The organism is Allokutzneria sp. NRRL B-24872, assembly GCF_002155965.1.
In the GTDB taxonomy this organism is placed as follows: domain Bacteria; phylum Actinomycetota; class Actinomycetes; order Mycobacteriales; family Pseudonocardiaceae; genus Allokutzneria.
Window position 1 is genome coordinate 1 of record NZ_MUMH01000127.1, and the last position, 20,054, is coordinate 20,054.

General features: G+C 69.2%; 18 protein-coding genes. 12 read left to right on the forward strand and 6 right to left on the reverse strand.

The window, feature by feature from the left end:
* Both CCN37_RS39270 and CCN37_RS29040 read right to left on the reverse strand, forming a co-directional pair.
* Nucleotides 1-197, reverse strand: a 197-nt coding sequence (locus CCN37_RS39270; protein WP_143261856.1) for a hypothetical protein, incomplete at its 3' end; no start/stop codon positions are given.
* Between the two features lie 310 nt (nt 198-507).
* The gene (locus tag CCN37_RS29040; RefSeq protein ID WP_086826904.1) at nt 508-3,759 is read right to left on the reverse strand and encodes a GH92 family glycosyl hydrolase; all 3,252 of its coding nucleotides are present in this window, start codon (nt 3,757-3,759) and stop codon (nt 508-510) included.
* A gap of 163 nt (nt 3,760-3,922) precedes the next feature.
* On the opposite strand from CCN37_RS29040, the gene CCN37_RS29045 reads away from it, so the two are divergent.
* Nucleotides 3,923-4,648 (forward strand): class I SAM-dependent methyltransferase, encoded by a 726-nt coding sequence (locus CCN37_RS29045; protein WP_086826964.1) that lies wholly within the window; start codon nt 3,923-3,925, stop codon nt 4,646-4,648.
* Here CCN37_RS29045 and CCN37_RS29050 read toward each other — a convergent pair.
* From CCN37_RS29050 to CCN37_RS29065, 4 genes are read right to left on the reverse strand one after another with little or no spacing between them, the layout of a single operon-like run.
* Nucleotides 4,645-5,283 carry a response regulator transcription factor gene (locus CCN37_RS29050; RefSeq protein WP_086826906.1) on the reverse strand — a complete coding sequence of 213 codons (639 nt, stop codon included), beginning with the start codon at nt 5,281-5,283 and terminating at the stop codon, nt 4,645-4,647. The genes CCN37_RS29045 and CCN37_RS29050 overlap by 4 nt on opposite strands.
* A complete protein-coding gene (locus CCN37_RS29055) occupies nt 5,280-6,404 on the reverse strand; it encodes a sensor histidine kinase (RefSeq protein ID WP_086826908.1) in 1,125 nt (374 codons plus the stop codon). Before CCN37_RS29055 ends, CCN37_RS29050 begins: the two co-directional genes overlap by 4 nt.
* A complete protein-coding gene (locus CCN37_RS29060; protein WP_086826910.1) occupies nt 6,405-7,121 on the reverse strand; it encodes an ABC transporter permease in 717 nt (238 codons plus the stop codon). It lies immediately after the preceding gene.
* A gap of 2 nt (nt 7,122-7,123) precedes the next feature.
* A complete protein-coding gene (locus tag CCN37_RS29065; protein WP_086826912.1) occupies nt 7,124-7,837 on the reverse strand; it encodes an ABC transporter ATP-binding protein in 714 nt (237 codons plus the stop codon).
* 142 nt (nt 7,838-7,979) lie between these two features.
* Here CCN37_RS29065 and CCN37_RS42195 point away from each other — a divergent pair, with 142 nt between their 5' ends.
* The 11 genes from CCN37_RS42195 to CCN37_RS29120 all read left to right on the forward strand — a co-directional run bounded on the left by CCN37_RS42195 (nt 7,980) and on the right by CCN37_RS29120 (nt 20,040).
* Nucleotides 7,980-8,321 carry a ClpX C4-type zinc finger protein gene (locus CCN37_RS42195; protein WP_305764720.1) on the forward strand — a complete coding sequence of 114 codons (342 nt, stop codon included), beginning with the start codon at nt 7,980-7,982 and terminating at the stop codon, nt 8,319-8,321.
* 52 nt (nt 8,322-8,373) lie between these two features.
* Nucleotides 8,374-9,234: a pirin family protein gene (locus CCN37_RS29075; protein ID WP_086826966.1), complete on the forward strand. Its 861-nt coding sequence runs from the start codon at nt 8,374-8,376 to the stop codon at nt 9,232-9,234.
* Nucleotides 9,234-11,132: a prolyl oligopeptidase family serine peptidase gene (locus CCN37_RS29080; protein WP_086826916.1), complete on the forward strand. Its 1,899-nt coding sequence runs from the start codon at nt 9,234-9,236 to the stop codon at nt 11,130-11,132. Before CCN37_RS29075 ends, CCN37_RS29080 begins: the two co-directional genes overlap by 1 nt.
* A 105-nt stretch (nt 11,133-11,237) precedes the next feature.
* Nucleotides 11,238-12,188: a hypothetical protein gene (locus tag CCN37_RS29085; RefSeq protein ID WP_086826918.1), complete on the forward strand. Its 951-nt coding sequence runs from the start codon at nt 11,238-11,240 to the stop codon at nt 12,186-12,188.
* Between the two features lie 84 nt (nt 12,189-12,272).
* A complete protein-coding gene (locus tag CCN37_RS29090) occupies nt 12,273-13,217 on the forward strand; it encodes a hypothetical protein (protein ID WP_143261858.1) in 945 nt (314 codons plus the stop codon).
* An 11-nt stretch (nt 13,218-13,228) separates the two neighbouring features.
* The gene (locus CCN37_RS29095) at nt 13,229-13,885 is read left to right on the forward strand and encodes an ImmA/IrrE family metallo-endopeptidase (protein WP_086826922.1); all 657 of its coding nucleotides are present in this window, start codon (nt 13,229-13,231) and stop codon (nt 13,883-13,885) included.
* A complete protein-coding gene (locus CCN37_RS29100) occupies nt 13,882-14,913 on the forward strand; it encodes a hypothetical protein (RefSeq protein WP_086826924.1) in 1,032 nt (343 codons plus the stop codon). The genes CCN37_RS29095 and CCN37_RS29100 overlap by 4 nt, the downstream gene beginning before the upstream one ends.
* Nucleotides 14,914-15,066: 153 nt before the next feature.
* Nucleotides 15,067-15,750 (forward strand): hypothetical protein, encoded by a 684-nt coding sequence (locus CCN37_RS29105; protein WP_086826927.1) that lies wholly within the window; start codon nt 15,067-15,069, stop codon nt 15,748-15,750.
* 260 nt (nt 15,751-16,010) lie between these two features.
* Entirely contained in the window at nt 16,011-18,437 is a 2,427-nt protein-coding gene (locus CCN37_RS29110; RefSeq protein ID WP_086826930.1) for a LamG-like jellyroll fold domain-containing protein, read from the forward strand.
* A gap of 35 nt (nt 18,438-18,472) precedes the next feature.
* The gene (locus CCN37_RS29115; protein ID WP_086826932.1) at nt 18,473-18,958 is read left to right on the forward strand and encodes a GNAT family N-acetyltransferase; all 486 of its coding nucleotides are present in this window, start codon (nt 18,473-18,475) and stop codon (nt 18,956-18,958) included.
* A gap of 47 nt (nt 18,959-19,005) precedes the next feature.
* On the forward strand, nt 19,006-20,040 hold the full coding sequence (locus tag CCN37_RS29120; RefSeq protein WP_086826934.1) for an NAD-binding protein: 1,035 nt from the start codon (nt 19,006-19,008) through the stop codon (nt 20,038-20,040).
* The last annotated feature ends 14 nt before the right edge of the window (nt 20,041-20,054 follow it).

A 20,054-nucleotide genomic window follows, 5' to 3' on the forward strand; every position in this document is an offset into this window, starting at 1 on the left:
AGGGAGTTGGAGAGGATGTGGTCGGCGCCACGACGGGAGATGTGCAAGGCGCAGGCGACCTCATTCTGCACATACCGGTAATCACGATCATCGGCAGCGTTCTGGAATGCGGTCAAGGCCGAAGCGAGATTCGCTTTCGCATGACACAAAGCAGCGTGACTCGCCTCAACCTCGACCAACAAATCTTCGAGGGTCATACCTCGATTCTACGCCAATAAAATAGTCGATCATGGTCCTAAAGAATGAATTCCCAGGCGCCCGAAACGCCGAAAGCCCCACGCTGGAACGCAAGGCGCACAACCCAACCGTGGCTTTACCTGGGGTGCGCGTGCCATACGCTCGCGCGAGGGCCGGGTTCACCACCCGTGCCCCTGTAAGGCCCAGGGGCACGCGCAAGGGGTTCCCAGGTCAAGCCGACCCCACGCTGGTACCGGCGCAAGCTGGAAGCCCAGCCGTACCCGACCCACCGCTGGTACCGGCGCGAGACGCCGGTACCAGCGACAACACCTACCCCAACGTCACAGCATAAACAGAAACCCGCGGATCATTCGGCAAAGAAACAGACCGAACTCCCTTCCCCGGCAACGCAAAAGAAGCCGAGAACAACTTCACGGGAGGTCCATCCACCCCCGCCCCAGCCTTGATCCGATGTGGCATCCCCAAAGCCACCTCGCTCCCCGCAGGCGTAGCCCCAGCCCAATCGCCGACAGTCACCGCAACCTCAGCGCTGCTCCCATCGGTAAAACGCACAGTCACCACACCCGACGCCGGACCGCTGTGCGCCGCGGAAACCACGCTCAACTTCTTGTAAGACCCCGCTGGCAAAAGCAACGTCTGCCCCCGAGCCTCCACGAAGTTCGGCGAAGTCCCGTTCGGTTCGGGCGTCGCGTACGTGACACCGCCCCACGTGACCGTCCCGCGAGGAGGCAGCAGCGCGGCGTCGTAGCTCCAGCCGCTGCCGTCGAAGTCGCCCTGCGCGGACTGCGCGACGGTGGCCGTGCCGTCGTGGTTGAGGTCGCGGGTCAGATCGACCGCGCAAGCGCCAGAAACGCCGGGAACGCACGTCGGGGCTGGCCGGAGCTCGATGGAGACTGAGCGCGTGACCGCTGGGGCGCCCGGCGCGGAAACCTTGACCTGCAAGGGATAGGTGCCCTCCTTGGTGCTTGCAGGAATCCGCAGCCGAAGCGGAACGGTCTCCTGGGTGGGCGAGGTGAAGGACCTCAGGATCAGCGGGGGCTGGTGCGCCACCTGCCATCCCGGGGGCGCGGTCGGCTGTACGAGCACGGGCAGCACGCCGGGGGACTGGCCGAGCACGTCGAGGTTGACCGTCAGTTCCGTGGAGCCAAGGGGAGCGGCCACGGTGGGCTCGCGCAGTGAAGCGTCGAGGTGCCAACGGGAATCGCGCTGGGCGCGGTTCACCGAAGGCGGTTCGGCGCCGGGGGTGGTGCCCCACTGGGACGGCTTGGTGTCGAGCGTGTGCGCGAGGGTGCCGCCGCGCGCGATCTTGCTCCAGTCGACCCACGTCTGCCGGACGTCGCGCCCGTTCAGCGCCACACTTCGGACGTAGCGCTTCGTGTCGCTCGCACCCGGCGCGGTGATCGACAGCGTGCCGCCCTGCGAGCCGCCGAACTGTCCGATCCGAACGGTCGCGGACTCGAACTGCGGGCTGGACAGCGCGAGGAACGTCGCACCGTTCATCGTCGGGTACAGGCCGAGCGAGGAGAACACGTACCACGCCGACATCGTGCCGAGGTCGTCGTTGCCGGTCATACCGTCCGGGCCCGTGGTGAACAACGTCATCGCCGCGCGCACGACCGTCGCGGTCTTCGCCGGAGCGCCCGCCCACAGGTACATGTACGGCGCGTGCAGGTCGGGTTCGTTGTTCGGGTTGTAGGTCGGCTTGCCGTAGTAGTCGTAGGGCTGCGTGATCCAGTCCTTGCGCACGGTGCCCGACGGGTCCGCCAACAGCTTGTCGTAGGCGAAGAAACCGTCGAGCCGCTTCTCCGTGGCCTTGCGCCCGCCCATCAGATCGACGAGCCCGGCGGGGTCCTGCGGGACGAGCCACTGGTACTGGTGCGCGCCGCCCTCGTGGAACTGGTGTCCGGCGTCGACGGGGTTGTACGGCGTCATCCAGGTGCCGTCGACGGTGCGCGGACGGAACTGGCCGATCGAGGAGTCCCACAGGTTGCGGTACCACTGGCCGCGTTCGGCGAACATGCGCGCGTCGGCGCGGTGACCCAGCTTCTCCGCCATCAGCGCGAGCGACGCGTCAGCCGCCGCGTACTCCATGGTTGCCGAGGCCGGGTGCTTGCAGTCGTTGTCGCCGCCCTTGTGCGCGCAGTCCGTTCCGAGCTTGAGTCCCGACGGGATGTAACCGCGTTTCTTGTAGTACTCCACCCCGGAACGGCCGTTGTACGGCGAATCCGCTGGGGGAGTGCTGGTGGCGTTGGTCTTCATCAACGCGTACGCCTCGGCCTCGTGCCCGGCGAGCAGTCCCTTCGACCACGCCTCCACCAAGAACGGCACCACGGGGTCACCGGTCATGATGTTGGTTTCGCTGCCCGCGAGCGCCCAGCGCGGCAACCAGCCACCGTCGCGACCGATCGCGATGACGGACAACGCGACGTCGCGCGCGACCTGTGGCTCGATCACCTGCAACAGCTGGTTCTGCGGCCTATAGGTGTCCCACAGCGAGAAGTTCTGGTACGGCGTGTAACCCGACGCCGTGTGCACCTTGTTGTCGAAGCCGATGTAGCGGCCGTCCACGTCACCGGCGACGTTCGGGTGCATCTGCGCGTGGTAGAGCGAGGTGTAGAACGCGCGCTGCCGCTCCGTGGTGCCACCACTGATCTTGATGGCGCCCAGCTTCTCCACCCACGCCTGGCGCAGTTTCGCGCGCGTGGCGTCGAAGTCGTAGGAGTCGGCCGTCTCCGCGGCGAGGTTCTTCCGCGCGCCTTCGATGCCCGTGTAGGACAGGCCGACCTTCACCACGACGTCGCGGTCGGTCTTCGCGTCGAAGCTCACCCAGCCGCCGTTGCCGCCGCTGCCCGCCGCGTCGCGACTGCCCGGCGTGATCGTCGAGCCGCGCCACGTGCCGTGCGCGGTGAACGGCCGGTCGAAGGTCGCGGTGAAGTGCACGGTGTGCTTGTCGCGCCCCGCGCAGAAACCGCCCGCGAGCACGCGGCCCTCAATGGTGCGGTCACCGACGATGTGGATCTCGGAGTCGTAGACGGTCTGGTTCGCCTTGCTCGTGTTGAACAGGACGTTCGCCTCGCCCGTCGCGGGGAAGGTGTAGCGCTGCCAGCCGGTGCGCGGCGTCGCGGTCAGCTCCGCGTTCACGCCGTACTTCGCCAGTCCCACGCGGTAGTAGCCCGGTGTGGATTCCTCGTCGGAGTGCGAGTACTTCGACTTGTAGGCGTTGTGGTCGACCGTGCTCACCGCGCCGGTGGTGGGCATCATCGGCAGCTCGCCCATGACGCCGCAGCCCACGCCGGACAGGTGCGTCTGGCTGAAGCCGTAGATCGAGTCCTGCTGGTAGTCGTACCCGCCCTGGCCGCCCGTGTCCGGGCTGACCTGCACCATGCCGAACGGCGCGCTCGCGCCGGGGAAGGTGTTGCCGAAGTTCTGCGTGCCGATGAAGGGGTTGACCAGCTCCACCCCGTCGACCGGCGGAGCGGCGTGCGCGGTCCCGGCCAGCAGCCCGGCGAGCAGCATGCCCGCCGCCGCCCCGGCCACGCCCCGCCTACGGGAAGCCCACATGCAAGCGCACCTCCTTGATGACAACGTTGTCCAAAGGTGACTGGACTTCACCAAGGTGGCCAGGGGGTGTCAATGCCTTACAAGCACCCTGTCCGGTCTTGTCCGGTTCAACCGCTTCTGAAGCCTCGGCACGCGGCACCTCCGCTGTGCCATGGTGGAGTGCATGCCTGATCACTCCACAGTTGTTGATGACGCGGTCGAGAACGACTACGACACGTTCGGCGAGGCTTACTCGAAGGAGAACGAGCAGAGCCTCATCAACAACTACTACACGCGACCCGCGATCGCGAACCTCGCGGGCGACGTGGCCGGACGGCGAGTCCTCGACGCGGGCTGCGGCTCCGGCCCCATCATGGCCTCACTGCGCGAGCGCGGCGCCGAGGTCTCCGGTTTCGACTTCAGCGCCACGATGGTGCGCCTGGCCCGTGAACGCCTCGGCGAGGACGTGGACCTGCGGGTCGCCGACCTCACCGAGCCGCTGCCGTACGCCGACGGCGAGTTCGACGACGTCGTCTCGGCGCTGGTGCTGCACTACTTCGAGGACTGGGACGCGCCACTGGCCGAGCTGCGGCGGGTGCTCAAGCCCGGTGGGCGGCTGATCCTGGCCGTGAACCACCCGAGCGTCTACAAGTTCATCCGGCCAGACGGGAACTACTTCGAGGTCGAGAAGTGGGCCGACGACTACGTCTTCGCCGGTCAGAAGGCTGTGCTGACGTACTGGCACCGCCCGTTGCACGCCATGACCGACGCCATCACCGCTGCCGGTTTCCGGATCTCCGTCATCAGCGAACCGCACCCGGCGCCCGAGGCCTACGACCTGTTCCCCGACGATTTCCAGGACCGCAAGGCGTTCCTCTGCTTCCTCTTCTTCGTCCTGGAAGCCGTCTAGCGGCGGGGTTTGTTGAGGCTGAGCAGGCCGCGTTCGAGTGCGACGGTGACGGCGGCGGTGCGGTCGTCGACGCCGAGCTTGGTGAAAGCGTGCACGAGGTGCGTCTTCACCGTCGCCTCGGAGATCGAGAGCTCGCGGCCGATCGCGCGGTTGGTGTGGCCCCTCGCCACGAGGGCCAGTACCTCTATCTCGCGCTCGGTCAGCGACTCCTGCTTCGGCGTGCGCAACCGGCCGAACAGCTTCGCGGTCAGCTCGGGCGCGAGCACGGACTCCCCACGCGCTGCGGCACGCACGGCGCGGAACAGCACTTCGCGCGGCGCGTCCTTGAGCAGGCACCCCGTGGCCCCGGCTTCGACCGCGCGCACGATCTCGGTGTCCGCGTCGTAGGTGGTCAGCACGAGCACCTGCACCGACGGATGCGTGGACTGGAGCCGTGCGATCGCGCTGACCCCGTCGAGCACGGGCATGCGGAGGTCCATCAGCACCACGTCGGGCACCTCGCGCGCCACGACGTCCAGCGCGACACTGCCGTTCTCCGCCTCGCCGACGACCTCGAAGTCCGCTTGTCCCGCAAGCATTCCGCGCAGTCCGTCGCGCACGACGGGGTGGTCGTCCACCACCACGACCCGGATCACGACGGCACCGACGCGGCGATGGTGGTGCCCTGTCCGGGCTCGCTCTCGATCGTCAGCTCGCCGCCGACGCCCTCGATGCGCTCGCGCATGCCCACCAAGCCAAATCCGCCCTCTCGCACGGCGGTGATGCCCGCGCCGTCGTCGTCCACGTCCAAGGTCACTGTGTCTCCGAGGTAGGACAGTGACACGATCACCCGGTTCGCGCCCGCGTGCCGCGCCACGTTGGTCAACGCCTCCTGCGTGATCCGTAGGAGCGCGGTCTCGGTCTCGGGGCGGAGCACGGTGACGGAGCCCGTGGTCCGAAGCTCCGCGCGCACTCCGGATGTCGCCGACCACCGCGTGAGCGTGCGTTCGAGTGCCTGCGGCAACGAGCGTTCCTCCAACAGATCCGGCCGTAGTGCCTGCACGGAGCGACGGACCTCGTCGAGCCCTTCGCGAGCCGTGCTGCGCGCGGTGAGGACGTGCTCGCGCGCGTCCTCGGCGCGGTCGTCGAACGCTTGGTCAGCGGCTTCGAGGTGCGTGACGATACTGGTGAAGCTCTGCGCGACGGTGTCGTGCAGTTCGCGCGCGAGGCGTTCGCGCTCCTCAAGCACTCCCGCGTGCCGCGAAGCGACTGCCAGCTCAGCGCGGGTGTCTCGCAGCTTCTCGTGCTGGCGCAGCAACGTGTTCACGAAGAGCGCGATCAGCAACGCGACGGCCGTGGAGCTGAGCACGCTCAACAGCACTCCGCGCGGCGCGGACGGCCCCGCGAGCAGCCATGCGACCGCGCCGGTGACACCCGCGACGGGCAGCAGACCCCACCAGTCCAGTGTCACGAACATCAAGGGGTACAAGGCGTACAGCACCACGGAGTAGCTCTGGTGCACCGACACCATGCCCAGCACCAGACCGGACGCCCCGGTCCAGTACACGGTCATGGGCAGCACGCGGGTCCACCACTCCGGGCGGCGAGCCACCATCAGCCAGTGCCACAGCAACGCCACAACCGACAGGCCGAGCGCGAGGACCTGGTCCGAGCCGGGCACACGCGGGTCGGACAGTGTGATCGTGGCGGCCACGACCATCATCGCGACGAGCAGGGCGTGCAGTACGCCGATCCGCTCCCACAGGCGCTCTTCCACCTACCGTGACTCCCACCTGAACGTGCGCAGCGCGATGACCGTACCGATCACGGCGGTTCCCAGCAGCACGAGGAGCGCGGTGCCGTCGAGCGTCCCGTGCGCCCACGCCGCCCTGATGCCGTTCACAGCGTAGGTGACCGGTATGACATCGCCGATCTGCCGCGCGAACTCCGGCAGCGCCTCGCGCGGTAGCAACACGCCGGACACGAAGATCGACGGGAAGTACAGCGCTGCCGCCACGGCCTGGGTCATCCGCACTGTAGGCAGCACAGAGCCCAGCACGAACCCGATCGCCAGAATGCAGCACGCAGCCGCCGCCGACACCAGTAGTACCAAGGGAATCGACGTGGGCCACGACAGTCCGAAGAACGTCGAAGCGACCGCGATCAGCAGCACCGCGCCGAGCACGCTTATAAGCAAGTTCATCAGCGCGTGCGAGCCCAAGATCTGCCACGGGCGCAGCGGGCTCACACGCATCCGGCGCAGGATTCCCTTGTCCCGGTAGTCCGCAAGCGTCTCGGCCAGCCCCATGATCCCGGAGGTCGTCAAGACGTAGACGAGGTAACCGGCGATGATGGCATCGATGTACTGACGGTTGCCCGTAGAGCCGTTGAAGGTCAGCAGTGCCAACGGCATCGCGATGGTGAAGAACACTGCGGCAGGCTCACGCAGGAACAGTGCGCACTCCACGCGCGTGAGCACGAACAGCGGACGCATTCTCACGCGGCCTCCTTGGTCAGCGAAAGGTAAGCGGACTCCATGCTGGAGTGGGCGCCGCGTAGCTCCGCAGGGGTTCCCGCGGCGACCACGCGACCGCCTGCGATCACTACGAGCCGGTCGCACAGCTGCTCGGCCTCGTCCATCGAGTGCGTCACGAGCAGCACGGACACTCCTCGCGCTCGCAACGCCCTTACCAAGGACCACGTCTCACGCCGCGCGGCTGGATCAAGGCCCGTGGTCAGTTCGTCCAGCACTACGACCTCTGGCTGGCCAAGCAACGCCAGTGCGATGAACAGCCGCTGCTTCTGCCCGCCGGACAATGCGGCGAACGCGGCGCCGTGGTGCTCGGCCAAGCCCCATTCAGCCAACAGCGTCTCGGTGTCCGCGTGGCGGAGATAAGCAGACGCGAACAGCTGCACCGCCTCGCGCACCTTCATCCGGTTCGGCAGCACGGCGTGCTGGAGCTGCACACCGACCCGATGTCGCACGGAGGGATCGGTAGCCGGATTTCGCCCAAGCACGCGCACGGTGCCACTGTCGGGCTCGCGCAGCCCAGCAGCGCACTCGACGGTTGTGGTCTTCCCGGCGCCGTTCGGGCCGAGTACGCCGAAAACCTCGCCGCGCACCACCTCCAGCGAGATCCCGTCCACGGCGACCTTCGCGCCATACGCCTTGCGGAGGTCCCTGACCGAGACCACTACCTCGTTCTCCATGTCGATCAGCGTCGTGCGCGGACCGGGGTGCGGACATCGTGCGAGCGCTGGGGTCCGCATCCATCGTTCGGTTGAGATCGCGGGGAGCTTGTCAGGGTGGACCTGACATGTCAGGCTGGACCTGACAAGCGAGGAGGTTGCTGTGGACACCCGTTGCTCGTTCTGCGCCAAACACCACACCGAGGTCAACAAGGTCGTCGCCGGGCCGGGGGTGTTCATCTGCGACGGCTGCGTCGGCATGTGCGTGGAGATCATCGCCAGCTCGGCGGAGGCACCCGTCGAGTGGCCCGACTCGACCCAGATGACCGACGAGGAGATGCTGGAGGCGCTGCCGCGCGTGGCCGCCGTGGAGAAGCAGGTCGACGTGGCGCTGCGGATCTGGGTGGCGCGGCTGCGCGAGCGCGGTGTGGCGTGGGGCCGCATCGGCGAAGCGCTCGGTGTCACGCGGCAGACCGCGTGGGGCCGGTTCTCCGGGGAGGAATGACCAGGTGGAGATCCTGACAGCGCGGGACGTCCCGCTCGGTGGACCGCGCGCGATGACAGTGCGCCGTACGCTGCCGCAACGACACCGGTCGCTGATCGGCGCGTGGTGCTTCGTCGACCACTACGGGCCCGGCGAGGTCAGCATGGACGTCGCGCCGCACCCGCACACCGGGCTCCAGACGGTGAGCTGGCTGTTCAGCGGCGAGATCGAGCACCGCGACAGCCTCGGCAGCCACGCGCTCATCCGTCCCGGCCAGCTGAACCTGATGACCAGCGGCGATGGCATCTGCCACTCCGAGGTTTCCACAGCCTCGACAGAGGTGCCGCTGCACGGCGTCCAGCTGTGGGTCGCGCTGCCGGAAGCGCACCGCCGCACCGCGCGCGACTTCGTCAGCTACACAGCGGAGCCTGAGCGGTACGAAAGCGCGTCGCTGTGCGTCTTCCTGGGCAGTCTCGCCGGGAGCACGTCACCGGTCACCACGTTCACACCGCTCGTCGGTGCGGAGATCGTGCTGGACGCGCACGCGCGCGTGGAACTGCCGCTCGACCCGGACTTCGAACACGGAGTGCTGCTGGACACCGGCCGCGTTTCGGTCGCGGGAACCGATGTGAAACCCAGTGACCTCGCGTATCTGCCAGTGGGAGCATCGCGTTGCGAGCTGGTGAACCACGGCGCCGAACCCGCGCGCCTGCTGCTGATCGGCGGAGAACCGTTTCAGGAGCAGATCCTCATGTGGTGGAACTTCGTCGGCCGCACGCACGAGGAGATCGTCGCATTTCGTGAAGCGTGGCAAGGGGAATCCGACCAGTTCGGCAGCGTCGACGGCTACGCGGGCCCGGTCCAGCGCCTGCCCGCGCCCGCGCTGCCCGGAGTGACCCTCAAGCCACGCGCCCTGCCGAAGGAGAACTCGTAGTGCCCGAACTGACAGCTGACCTGATCGTCGACGGCAAGGTGCCGAGGAACCCGGTGATCTCCCCGGACGGCCGCTGGGTGGTCTTCCCCGCGCACCCGCTGAGCAAGGCGGGGGAGCACCCGGTCAGCGCGTTGTGGGTCGCGGCGACGGACGGCAGCGCGCCGCCGCGCCAGCTCACCGCCGGTGCCGCCGCTGACACCGCGCCGAAGTGGTCGCCGGACTCCGCGACCGTCTACTTCCTCTCCGACCGCGCCGACCGGGGAACCCGGCAGCTGCACCGCATCCGGCTCGACGGCGGTGAGGCCGAAGCGCTCACCACGTGGAAGAGCGGGATCGACGACCACCTGCCGCTGGCCGACTCCACCACGGTCGCGCTGACCGCGGTGGACGAGCCCACCGAGGAGGACGAGCGGCGGGAACGCGAGCGCGACGACGCCCGCGTGTACGGCGAGCGCGTCCCCAACGCCCGGCTCCGGTTGCTTTCCTTGGCGGACAAGGAGGTCAGCACTCCGGTCGGCCTTCCGGACCGGCACGTGACCGCGCTGGCGCAACGGCACGACGGTGGCCCGCTCGCGCTGCTGAGCCAGGTCGACCCCGAGGTCTCCTCCGCGTTCAGGGACACCCGGCTGTCCGTTTTCGATCTTGTGACCGGGCAGGTGCGGGAGCTGTGCGGCACCCCGGCCGAGCCGTCGGGGCTGACCTGGTGGCGCGCCGGGGACGACTGGCGGATCGCCCTGCTCGCCACCACTCCGCCCGCGCTCGTCGGCGGCGCGGCCGTGCTGTCGGTCGACGACACCGGCGAGATGACCAACCTCAGCGAGGGGATGCCGGTGTGCCCGGTCTCCCTTGCCGCGCCCGCCACCGGCGGACTGCTCGCGCTGTTCGCGGACGGGCTCGACACCGCGCTGTACCGGCTCTCCGGTGACGAGCTCACCGAAGTGTCCACTGTGGACGGATTCGCCAACTCGCTCACGGCCAGCGCTTCCGGTGAGGTCGTCGCCGCCGTGATGAGCACGAGCTACCAGCCGATCGAGGTCCACGCGGGACCGCCTTCCGGGCCGCACGCGCGGCTCACCGACATGCGGCCGGAGCTGGCCGGGATCACCTGGGGTCGCCAGGAACGCTTGGCGTACAAGGCCTCCGACGGGCTCGCCCTGGACGGGCTGCTCGTCCTCCCGCCCGGCACGACCCGGGCCGACGGGCCGTTCCCGCTGGTCACGATCGTGCACGGCGGCCCGTACTACCGCCAGGCCGACGAGCTGACCGTGCACTGGGTGCCGACCGGGCAGTGGCTCGCGGCGGCCGGCTTCGCGGTGTTCCTGCCGAACCCGCGCGGCGGCTCCGGGCACGGCCACGAGTTCGCCGCGAGCGTCGCGGGCGCGGTCGGCGTCGACGACTGGACCGACATCGTCACCGGGATCGACCTGCTGGTGGCGGAAGGCGTCGCCGACCCCGAGCGGCTCGGCATCGGCGGCGGCAGCCAGGGCGGCTTCATGACGGCGTGGGCTGTCGGCCAGACCGACCGCTTCCGCGCGGGCGTGATGCTCGCGGGCATCAGCGACTGGGGCCAGATGATCGGCGGCGGTGAGATGGCCGAGTACGACGGCACGCTCGGCGGCAGCACCGGCTGGGAAGGCGTTGGCCCGCACCGGCACGACGAGCTGAGCCCGATCTCCTACGCCTCGAAGGTGACGACGCCCGTGCTCATCCTGCACGGCGAGGTCGACCCCAATGTGCCGCTGGCGCAAGGGGAGTACTTCCACCGGGCACTGCGCGCGCACGGTGTCGAACACTCCTACGTGATCTATCCAAGGGAACCGCACAGCATCGCCGAACGCGCGCACCAGATCGACGTGTTGCGGCGCAGCCGCGCGTGGTTCACCCAGTGGTTGCAGTGACCGCGAACGATCCGACATCGGTCGCATAACTCAACGTAAAAGAGCAGTTCCTCACCGTCACTTCGCGCGTATGTTCGATGTGGAGAGAGGGAGAGGGGGTGCGTCATGTCCGCCTACGACGAGTTACGCGAACACCGCCGGTTCGGGCCGCTGTGCCTCGCGCTGACCTTCCGGTTGCTCAGCGAGGAGGTGCGGAGGTTCCCGGCGCTCACCCCGGAGCAGGGCTGGCAACCCGCCGAGCTGGAGGACCTGCTCGGCGAGTTCCTGGTCGACCGGATCAAGCCCGTCACCGCCAACCTGCTGGCGCTGGCCACCGACGAGGACTCGCTCGGCAAGCTGCTGCGGACCTCGATCCGCCGGTGGCTGGTCGACCGGGCTCGCACGACGGCGGTCGGCGCGCTGCGCCGCGCGCTGGAGAAGGTGCTCTCCACCACCTCCGATTTCGAACAGGTGCCCGCCTCCGAACCGGGCGCGGGCAGGTGGCGGCTGGCGGGCAGCGGTGGCGCTCCGTGGGGCGGGAAGTTCGAGCACCTGGTCGAGGCCGCGCGCGGGGTGCCCAACGTCAAGATCCCCAAGTGGTCCAGCGAGACCCGCAGGGCCCCGGTCGCCGACTCCGCCTCGATCGCGGCCGTGGCCAAGGCGGTGCTCACCGCGGCGGGTGGCAGCCTGGAGCTGGGCCAGCTCGTCGTGGTCTTCCTCGCGCGCTTCCCCGTCGTGCTCGATCCCGTGGTGATCTCGCTGGACGAGGACGCGGGCACCCCGGTCGACCTCGGTGACGAGCTGACCCCGGAGGAGCAGGTCGTCGCCGCCGAGCAGGAGCTGGAGGCCGCGGTCGTGGCCGCCGAGATCGTCGGCATGCTGGCGCCGAGGGAGCGCAAGATCGTGCCCTACCTGGACAACCCCAGGGCGATCCAGGCGCTGCTGGGCATCGGCCGCAGCCAGGCCTACCAGCGGGCGAAGCGGCTCAAGGAGAAGCTCGCCCAGCTCATCGGCGACAGCGGCGACGCCAGCGCCGTGGCCCGCGAGGTCATCTGGCTGTGCAAGAACGGACGGTGAACACCGGATACCGGACGAATGACGAGTTGTGCCGTCAGTCAGGGATGCCAGACCCCGAATGGCCGACCAGGACGGGAGTGCACCATGAGTGACCCGGGATTGCCACAGCGTTTTCTCGACCTGCTCCAGCAGGCGGGAGGGCCGGCGAGCTCCTTCGGCGGACACGCCGGGACCGAGATCGAGACCGGTCAGCTGTGGCGGGCCAGATGGGACGGGGACCGCGTCCTCGTCCTCATCCTGAGCGTGGAGGGCCGGGACGTCATCGGCGCCCCGGTCACCCTCGACCCACCGGCGGAGGACGACCTCTGCCTGGTCGTGGACGAGTCCCGGAACGGTTCCGGAGTGCCCGCGACGCTGTGGGCCGGACTGACCGGCCCCGTCCCCATCCGCGTGCTGGACCAGCCCGTGGAGCAGTGGGGGCAGGACATCGTGCACTGGGCGGCGACCGCCGTCCCGGTGCCCGCCGAGGAGGTGCCCCCCGGCACCCGCCGAGGCCGCGCCATCGACTCGGCGCTTGAGCCCGCCGCCGAGGTGCGCGCGGAGCTGGACGACACCCTCGACCGGCTGCGGCTGGCCCCGGCGCTGCCCGTGGTCAAGCCCGGCGACGCCCCGATCACCCTGGCCGCGCTGCTGGGCAAGGGGCCGAAGATCGACCTGCTGCGCTCGGCGCTGGGCCTGCCGCAGCACGAGGTGATGAAGCTGCTCAGCGGTACCCGGCCGCTCACCCCCGACCTCGCGGCGGTGGTGGCGGCGGAGACCGGACTGTCCACCGAGGACGTCACGCAGGCGGTGCTCGCGCTGCCCCCGGAGCTGGTCTCCGAGGTCGAGCACCCGCGCTGGCGCACGACCTGGACCGACCTCGCCGGGCGCGACGGCGTCGACGAGGCCACCGCCCGGCTGACGGCGAGCTACGGCACGTTCGCGCTGGCGGGTCGGCAGACAGGGGGAGCCGCACCCGACTGGCGCGGGCGGGTGCGGCAGTTCCTCAGCCGACCGGCCGACCCCGAGCCCCCGAGGGAGGATCACTGACCCGCACGCTGGTGTCCGCGCAGGTCCGGGCCATGCTCGCGGTCCTCGACCGCAGGTGGCCCGGAGCCGCGCGGCGGCTGCGCCCCCATCCGATCGTGGAGCTGGCCTCGTGGCCGGAGATCCGCGTGCGGCTCGTCGAGGAACAGCTCGGCGGGTCCGGGTGCGCGGTGTCCGGCAGCTACCACCCGGAGTTGACCCCGCCGACGTTGCTCATCGGCCGATCGCTGTCGCACCGGCGGCGCGCGTTCACCGCGCTGCACGAGCTGGGCCACCACCTCCAGCAGACCGACGTCGCGCTCGGCGAGCGCACGTTCGAGGCCGAGAACCCGTTGCTGTTCCAGGAGAAGGTGTGCGACGCGTTCGCCGCCGAGGTGCTGCTGCCCGCATCGGCGGAGCCCCGCACCGCTCAGGACGTCGTCGCCGCGTACTTCGACTCGGCCGCTTCTCGGGAAGCTTGCTGCGTCTGGGCTTCGCAGCGCATTCGCGGGACCGTCGCGTTGGTCGACGGTGCCGGGAAGGTGCTTTTCGCTTCGCGACGGGGATTTTCGGGGAGCCCGCTCGTTCGGGCCGCTCTGCGCTCCCGCTCCGCCGTGTCGGATGCGACCGGCGACGCCGCGTGGTGCGACGGCTACCTCATCGTCGTTCTTCACGTAGCTTCGTCTGCGTGACCTTGTCTGCGCGCATTGCCGACCACGGCGCGGTGTCCACCGCTCTGACCCTGCTCAGCGATTCCCAGCTGGCCTCCTCCGTCGCGGAGGCTCCCGTCCTGAGCGTGGGGATCGGCGGGACCGCGTCGCTGATGGAGATCGAGGGCGTTCGCGTCTTCGTGAAGCGCGTTCCGGTCACTGACGCTGAGCGGTCGAACGTGCTGTCCACCGCGAACGTCGACGGTGTTCCGGCGTACTTGCAGTACGGGGTGGGGACGCCGAACTCCAACGTCGGGTCTTCGGGTTTCAGCGTGTGGCGCGAGGTCGCCGCGAACGTCATGACCACGAACTGGGTGCTCGACGGCTCGTGCGAGAACTTTCCGCTGACCTATCACTGGCGGATGGTGCCCTCTGCGCCCTCGCTTCCCGATCCGTCCGAAGTGGACGAGACCGTGGAGTTCTGGCACGGCTCGCCAGCCGTTCGCGCTCGGATCGAGGCCAAGGCGCGCGCCACGTCGAGCGTCGTCCTGTTCCAGGAGTACCTGCCCGGTGATTTCTCGGCCTGGCTGGAGAAGCAGGACCCCGTTGTTGTGGAGTCGCAGCTGCGGTCCACGGCGGCGTTCATGAACTCGCGCGGGCTGTACCACTTCGACGCGCACTTCGGGAACATGGTGACCGATGGGCGTTCGGTGTACTTCGCGGACCTCGGGCTGGCGACGTCACCGCGCTTCGAACTGTCCGCGGAGGAGTCGGCGTTTCTTGAGCTGAACGCCAGTCACGACGAGGTCTACGTGACGATGCGCGTGGTGAACTGGCTGGTGTTCTCGCACACGGGGCTCGGTCCCGCTGAGCGCAACGCCTACATCCGGGAGTGCGCTTCGGGCCGGGCTCCGGTTGAGCTGCCCCCTGCCGCTGCGGAGATCGTCGTGCGGAACGCGCCGGTCGTGGCGGTGATGAACGACTTCTACTGGGGGTTGTTCACCGAGAGCCGGTTGACCCCGTACCCGGCCGCTGCCGTCGCTGAGGCGGGGTTCGTCGCGCGAGCGTAGCGGCTTCCGCGCTGGTGATGTCGACGAGCGCCAGTTTCGGTGCCGCCCGCGCGGGAAGCGTCCACTGTGGACGACGAAGTCGTGGTGAAGTTGCTGCATCCGGGTGAAGGATTGCCTACGTGGCAAGCTCGTTCCGTTCGTATTTTTCGGACTGTGCAGCCCACGAACCCGCCGACCAACCCGCCGACCAACGCGGACCTCGTCTCCGTCGCACTGCCCGCCATGCGCCTGCACCCGACACCCGGGCGACCGGGAACGGGACAGAGCCACATCGGCGGGCCCCTGCTGTGGCCAGCCGACGAGGCGTGGCCGAGCGCGGCCTACAGCGAGCTCCAGCTCTACCGCAAGGACTTCCCGAGCCTGCCCTTCCCCAGGGGCACCGACCTGCTCCAGGTGCTCCTCTGCCCAGGAGGGACCCTGGACGGGCCGGGCGCGCAGGTCATCTGGCGCGCCTCCCGCGCCGTCACCGACGTGATCGCGGAGCCACCGCCGCGCCCGCTCTACGACGACGACCACTTCCACGCCAAGCCCTGTGTGCTGGAGCCGTGCCGGATCGACGAGCACCCGCTCTCGGTCACCTTCGCGCAGGGGTGCAAGGTCGGCGGGTGGACCACCTGGTACGGCGGGGAACCGCACCACCTGCTGCGCTGCCCGCAGTGCGCGGAGGTGCGGCGGCCGCTGATCGGGCTGGACACCTACGAGTTCCCGCACCGCTCGTGCGCCCACCAGCCGAAGACGGTCAACCCGGTCGGCTGGAAGTTCGGCAGCCTGGGCGCCCTCTACGTCTTCGCCTGCGCGCGGGACCCGAGGCACCCGGCGATCACGTTCGAGGACTGACCAGCGCAGTCGAACAGGAAACAACACGAAGCCGCTCGCCATTGGGCCGATCGGCGGTGTGGGTGTTCAAAGTTGATGAAAGCTGATCGAAGGCGTTGACACCTGTTCGCCCACGACGGTGGAATGGGTCCCGGTCGATGCCCCAGCCGCCTGCATCCGCCTGTTGGTCCTCCTGAGAAGGGTGTTCGACAGTGCTGTCATCCCGAAGAGCGGTACCGCGGTTCCTGACCACCGCGGCCGCGTTAGCCTCCGCCCTGCTGATGACCACCTCCGCGGCGACGGCCGCCGCGCCGCAGTGGTCACCGGCCAAGCCCCGCATGGTCACCCCGTGGACCCACCAGGTGGGACCGAACAACGCCCTCCCCGAGTACCCGCGGCCCCAGCTCGTCCGCAAGGACTGGCAGAACCTCAACGGGCTCTGGGAGTTCGCGGGCGCCGCGCCGGGGCAGGCGCCACCGGTCGGCAAGCCGCTCCCCGAGCGCATCCTGGTCCCGTACCCCGCGGAGTCGGCGCTCTCCGGCATCCAGCGGCACGAGGACAACATGTTCTACCGCCGCACCTTCACCGTTCCCCGCAGCTGGAAGGTCGGCGAGAACCGGCTGAAGCTGAACTTCGGCGCGGTCGACTACAAGGCCGTGGTCTGGGTCAACGGCAAGCAGGTCGCCACGCACCAGGGCGGCTTCGGCGCGTTCTCCGCCGACGTCACCTCGGCGCTGACCGCCTCCGGTCCGCAGGAGCTGATCGTCGGGGTCGAGGACCGCGCCGACGCGACCTGGCAGCCGGTCGGCAAGCAGCGCCTCGTTCCTGACCGGGGCATCTTCTACGAGGGTGCCTCCGGCATCTGGCAGACCGTGTGGATGGAGCCCGTGGCTCCCGCCCGCGCCGAGACGCTGGACATGGTGCCCGATCTGCGCTCCGGCAGCCTGCGGCTCACGGTCGGCACCGGGGGCTCCGCCGCAGGTCACACGGTGGAAGCCGTGGTGCGCGACGGCCGCAGGGTGGTCAGCAGGACCGAGGGCCGGGCCGACCAGCCGATGAGTTTGCCAGTACCGCAAGCGAAGCTCTGGACGCCCGACACACCGTTCCTCTACGACCTCGACGTCGTGGTCAAGGACCGTGGCAGGCCCGTCGACCGCGTCTCCTCCTACTTCGGGATGCGCGAGATCGGCAGCACGCGCGGCAAGGACGGCAAGCTCAGGCTGACCCTCAACGGGAAGATCCTCTTCCAGATGTCCACGCTCGACCAGGGTTACTGGCCCGACGGCATCTACACCGCGCCCACGGACGCCGCGCTGCGCTTCGACCTCGAACAGCACAAGGTGCTCGGCTTCAACACGGTGCGCAAGCACATCAAGACCGAGCCCGACCGCTGGTACCACCACGCCGACAAGCTCGGCCTGCTCGTGTGGCAGGACATGCCGTCCATGAAGACCGGCGGCCGTCCGCCCGTGGACGCGCAGCAGCAGTTCGAGCGCGAGCTCCAGGAACTGGTGCGGCAGAAGAAGAACTGGACCTCCGTGATCGGCTGGGTGCCGTTCAACGAGGGCTGGGGCGAGTGGAACCGGGAGGCCACCGGCCGCATCGCCGACGCCGTCCGCGCGCAGGACCCGTCGCGGCCGGTGAACGCGCACAGCGGGGTCAACTGCTGCGACTCCCTCGGCGACTCCGGCAAGGGCCAGGTGCTCGACTGGCACGCCTACCCCGGGCCCGCCAAGCCGATGCCGGACGCCACCCGCACCGCCATCGACGGCGAGCACGGCGGCTACGGCCTCGAGGTCGAAGGCCACATGTGGTTCGGCGAGGGCCACGCCTACGAGATGGTGAAGGACAAGGACACCCTCACCAAGCGCTACGTGCAGAACCAGAAGGACGTGCTGGCCGCCGCGCGGGGCTGCGCCATCAGCGGGGCGATCTACACCCAGATCACCGACGTGGAGCACGAGGTCAACGGCTTCTTCACCTACGACAGACAGGTGAAGAAGATGGACTTCGGCCAGGTACGCGCGGTCAACGAGGAGGTCATCCGGGGCGCGGACGGCAGCGGGGGCGGACAGCCCGAGCCCGGGCCGGGCACGCCGGGGCTCAGCGGCGTGCACGCCTACAAGTTCGACGAGGGCAACGGCTCCACGGCCAACGACGCGGTCGGCAAGGCGCACGCGTCGCTGACCGGTGCGACCTGGACGGGCGGGGTGACCGGCGCCGCGGTGTCCTTCGCGGGCACCGGCCAGGCCGACACGGGCACCACCCAGATCGACACCTCCAGCAGCTACTCGGTGTCGGCGTGGGTCAAGCTCGACGAGGCCGGGGGCGCGTTCCAGACCGTGGTCAGCCAGGACACCGGGCGGGACAGCGCCTTCTTCCTCCAGTACTCCGGCCAGGAACAGCGCTGGGCGATGAGCTTCGTCGGCCTGCGCGCGCTGTCGCCGACCAAGCCGGAGGTGGGGAAGTGGTACCACCTCACCGGGGTCCGCGATGCCAAGGCGGGCACGCTGTCGCTGTACGTGGACGGGGCCAAGGCCGCCGAGCAGAACGCGTGCATGGTCGCGAAGTCCACCGGCAACACCGTGATCGGCCGGGGCCAGTACGGCGGCAACCAGGTCGACCACCTGAAGGGAGCCGTCGACGACGTCCGCGTCTTCGACCGCGCCCTCAGCCCCACCGAGATCGCCACGCTCGCCCGACGGTGAGCTGGCGCCGGGCCCCGTTTTGTAGGCTGGACAGCATGTCCGGTGCACAAGACGGGGTCCGGCTCCACCCGATGACCGAGGCGGAGCACGAGCCGTACCACCGCCGCGCGATCGAGAACTACGCCGCGATCAACGTCGAAGCCGGCAACTGGGGAGCCGAGCGCGCCCAGGGCCTGGCCGAAGCCGAGTACGCGGAACTCCTCCCGGACGGCCCCGCCACACCGGGACACCACTTCTTCACCGCCCGCGACGAGGACACCGTCGTCGGCACGCTCTGGATCGCCGAACGCGACGAGCGCACCGGCCGCTTCGCCTACATCTACGACGTCCGCGTCGACGAGGGCGCGCGCGGCAAGGGCTACGGCGAGGCGATCATGCGCGCCGCCGAGGCTGAAGCGGGCGCGCTCGGCGTCGACGCGATCAAGCTCAACGTGCACGGTCACAACGTGGTCGCGCGCTCGCTCTACGCGAAGCTCGGCTACGGCGAGGTGAACATCCTGATGACGAAGCGGCTCACCTGAGCCGTTTCCGCTGGCGATCAAGCACAGGACGCTCCTAGCGTGTCCGCGTGCCGCTGTTCCTGACCAGACTCCTCGCGCGCTTCGCCGTGCTCAGCAGCTGGCTGACGCCCGTCGTGGTGATCGCGTTCGTCTTCACGACCAGCTGGCCGTTGATGGCGCTCGCCGAACCCGCCGACAGCGAGCTGGTCCAGCCCGCCAACTACTGGTGGTACTTCGTGGTCACGGCGGCCACGGTCGGCTACGGCGACCTCTACCCGAAGACCGGGTTCGGCCACGTGGTCGGCGCCTACGTGATCGTCGGCGGGATCGCCGCGCTGACGACGGTCTTCACCAAGCTCACGTCGGTGCTGGAGCGATCGAGGGGACGCCGCATGCAGGGCACGAACACCGTCACCGCCTCCGGGCACATCGTCGTCCTCGGCTACGAGCCCGGACGGACCGAGCGCATCATCGCGCAGCTGCTCGCCGAAGCCGAGGGCTCGCACCGCATCGTGCTGTGCGCCTGGGACGAGGTCGCCACGCACCCGATGCCCGCGCAGGACATCGACTTCGTGCGCGGCGAGCTGACCGACGAGGACGTGCTGCGCAGAGCCGGGGTGCACCGCGCGGCGGCCGTGCTCGTCGACGCCCGCGACGACAACGAAGCCCTGTCGATCGCGGTTGGAGTCGATCACCTGAACACCGGGGCGCACGTGGTGGTCGCCTTGCGGGACATGGAGCGCGCGACGCTGCTGCACTACGTGGACGCGGAGATCCACTGCGTGCCGTGGCACACGCCGCGCATGATCACCGAAGAGTTGACCTCGCCCGGCATCGCAGAGGTCTACGCGGACCTGATGACCCACGGCGGCGCGAACACCTATTCTGTGCGCTTGCCCGACTCCGTGGGCGCCGTGTCGGTCGAGCACTGCCAGACCGCGTTGGGGCGCAAGCACGGCGTGCTCGTGCTGGCGGTCAGGGACGCGGGCGGAGCGCTCGTGGTCAACCCGAACTGGGCTTCACATCTGTCAGCGGGCGCGACGCTCTACTACGTCAGCGAGCGCAGGCTCAGCACCCACGAAGTGGTGGAAGCGCTGAACTGATCTGCGCGGGCGCA

What these genes read in the sequence shown, in the direction of transcription:
- CCN37_RS29040 (WP_086826904.1), bottom strand. Translation starts at nt 3,759, where the DNA reads ATGTGGGCTTCCCGTAGGCGGGGCGTGGCCGGGGCGGCGGCGGGCATG.
- CCN37_RS29045 (WP_086826964.1), top strand. Translation starts at nt 3,923, where the DNA reads ATGCCTGATCACTCCACAGTTGTTGATGACGCGGTCGAGAACGACTAC.
- CCN37_RS29060 (WP_086826910.1), bottom strand. Translation starts at nt 7,121, where the DNA reads ATGCGTCCGCTGTTCGTGCTCACGCGCGTGGAGTGCGCACTGTTCCTG.
- CCN37_RS29065 (WP_086826912.1), bottom strand. Translation starts at nt 7,837, where the DNA reads ATGGAGAACGAGGTAGTGGTCTCGGTCAGGGACCTCCGCAAGGCGTAT.
- CCN37_RS29075 (WP_086826966.1), top strand. Translation starts at nt 8,374, where the DNA reads ATGACAGTGCGCCGTACGCTGCCGCAACGACACCGGTCGCTGATCGGC.
- CCN37_RS29085 (WP_086826918.1), top strand. Translation starts at nt 11,238, where the DNA reads ATGTCCGCCTACGACGAGTTACGCGAACACCGCCGGTTCGGGCCGCTG.
- CCN37_RS29090 (WP_143261858.1), top strand. Translation starts at nt 12,273, where the DNA reads ATGAGTGACCCGGGATTGCCACAGCGTTTTCTCGACCTGCTCCAGCAG.
- CCN37_RS29110 (WP_086826930.1), top strand. Translation starts at nt 16,011, where the DNA reads ATGACCACCTCCGCGGCGACGGCCGCCGCGCCGCAGTGGTCACCGGCC.
- CCN37_RS29115 (WP_086826932.1), top strand. Translation starts at nt 18,473, where the DNA reads ATGTCCGGTGCACAAGACGGGGTCCGGCTCCACCCGATGACCGAGGCG.